The organism is Lentzea sp. NPDC060358, assembly GCF_042725365.1.
Taxonomy (GTDB): Bacteria; Actinomycetota; Actinomycetes; order Mycobacteriales; family Pseudonocardiaceae; genus Lentzea.
Genome location: NZ_JBHXCW010000449.1, coordinates 1 through 1,920, shown reverse-complemented (window position 1 = coordinate 1,920; position 1,920 = coordinate 1). Strand labels below are relative to the sequence as shown.

The following is a 1,920-nucleotide window of genomic DNA, read 5'->3' as shown; positions in this document are numbered from 1 at the left end:
GCGTGGGCGCGGTGGCGGCTTCACGCACCTCACCCGGACCGGGCGGTCACTCCGTCGTCACGTTGTTGAACGGCAGCTTCGGCTCCGCCCACGGGAACACCACGAACATCAGCAGGGCGACGATGCCCGTCACCAGCACGACGGCCTCGATGACCTTGAGGTACAGCGGGCCCGGCAGGTGCGCCCAGATCCAGCCGTACATCAGCCCTCCGTCATCTCGGGCGGCACGAAGTTGTCGGCCACCGGGTAGCTCTTGGTCTCGATCGCGTGCACGATCAGGCGCTGCTTGTCGGAGAACCGCGGGTGGCACGTCGTCAGGGTGAGCAGGCGGGCCTGCTTGTCGGCCGGCACCGTCGCGCCCACCTGGTGCGGGATCGGGGCGATGACCTCGCCCTGGGACGGGACGACGATCTCCTGGCCGACGGTCTTCGCGTAGACGTCGCCCAGCGTGGTCGACAGCGGGGCCACGCCGGTGCAGGCGGCTTCCTTCGCGCGGGCGTTCGCGGCCCAGCCCGCCACCTCGTTGCTCATGGGGAGCACCCGGTAGACGAACCACTGGGTCTGGGTCTGCACGACGATGGCGTCGCACGAGCGGAGCAGGTCGAGGTCGTTGAACGGGGCGCCCTTGCCGACCCGGTGGCCCGCGATGGAGAAGTTGCCCGCCTCACCCGGCTGGGCCGTGTCCTTGTAGTGGCCGGGGCCGATCTCGAGGTGCTTGTCGGTGGTGCCCTCGACGACGGAGAACTTCCAGTCGTTGCCGAAGACCGGGATGTACATCTTCGCGAAGGCCTTGCCCTCGATGAGGTTCAGCTTCGACTGGCGGTTCGGGTCGGCGGGCGGGGGTGTGACGGTGTTCGAGCTCCACTCGGAGTCGAGGGCCGCGGTGGCGTCCTGCTGCTTCTCCGCGGAGAGCAGGTCGGTGACGTAGACCTCGTAGACGACGAACAGGAGCACGACGAGGCCCATGGTGATGAGGGCTTCGCCAACGCCGCGCACGGTTTTGCGGGCCATGCTCTCCGGCGGGAGGGCCGGCTTCTCTTCTTCGTCGTAATAGTCGTCGTCGTAGTACTCGTCGTCGTAGTCGTCCTGGACGCGCGGGATCACCTCGGTGGGCGGCTCGACCGGGCGGGGACGGGGTGGGCGCGGCGGCATTCCGCGGTGCGGCATCGCGCGCGGGGGCATTCCCTGCCTCGGCATGCCGCCGGGCGGGGTCGGCTGGCGGGGCATTCCGCCGGGAGGCGTCGCCCGGGGCATCCCGCGGGCGGGGGTGCCGGGAGGCGGGGCCTGCTGGTGGCGCGGCGGCGCGCCCGCCGGCGGGAGGCTGCCGGAGAAAGCGCTGGTGAACTGCGTGGCTTCCGGCGGCGGCAGCGGACGTGGAGAAGGGGTGGCCCGCACGTGCTGCAGGTCATCACGACGGGGTGCAGGACGCCGGGGAGGCGGCTGCTGCGGTCCCGAGTTCACCTGAGAACCTCCGCGCGGACTGTGAACTGAAAACAACTGCGTCTGCCAGGTGGTTCGCTCACCACGGTCGCTACGTTAACGTGTCTCCTGAGTAGTGCACGTAAACTCGCGCACTCAGGGATATCCACGTCAGGCGAGGACAGCATGCCAAAGTCCAAGGTCCGGAAGAAGGCGGCTTACACCGCACCCACTGACAACCGCACGCCGGTCAAGGTGAAGGCAGCGGGACCGTCACACCCGGTCTACGTCGTGGTCATGCTCGGGTTCATGCTGCTGGGCCTCGCGTGGCTGGTCGTCAACTACATCGCGGCCGAGAAGATCCCGTTCATGCTCGAGCTGGGCGCGTGGAACTTCGCCATCGGCTTCGCGCTGATGATCATCGGTCTGCTGATGACGATGCGCTGGCGCTAGGCGCTCGCACGTCACCGTTCGCACAGGTCGGCCCGGACGTCACACGTC

3 protein-coding genes are annotated in these 1,920 nt (G+C 68.6%); 1 reads left to right on the top strand and 2 read right to left on the bottom strand.

Annotated features, from left to right (window positions below):
• Nucleotides 1-46: 46 nt before the first annotated feature.
• On the bottom strand, nucleotides 47-202 hold the full coding sequence (locus ACFWGZ_RS40755; protein ID WP_382456934.1) for a hypothetical protein: 156 nt from the start codon (nucleotides 200-202) through the stop codon (nucleotides 47-49).
• Entirely contained in the window at nucleotides 202-1,461 is a 1,260-nt protein-coding gene (locus ACFWGZ_RS40750) for a class E sortase (RefSeq protein WP_382456933.1), read from the bottom strand. The genes ACFWGZ_RS40755 and ACFWGZ_RS40750 overlap by 1 nt, the downstream gene beginning before the upstream one ends.
• A gap of 144 nt (nucleotides 1,462-1,605) precedes the next feature.
• On the opposite strand from ACFWGZ_RS40750, the gene crgA reads away from it, so the two are divergent.
• Nucleotides 1,606-1,872, top strand: coding sequence for a cell division protein CrgA (gene crgA / locus ACFWGZ_RS40745; RefSeq protein ID WP_382456932.1), 267 nt, complete (start codon nucleotides 1,606-1,608; stop codon nucleotides 1,870-1,872).
• Nucleotides 1,873-1,920: the final 48 nt, after the last annotated feature.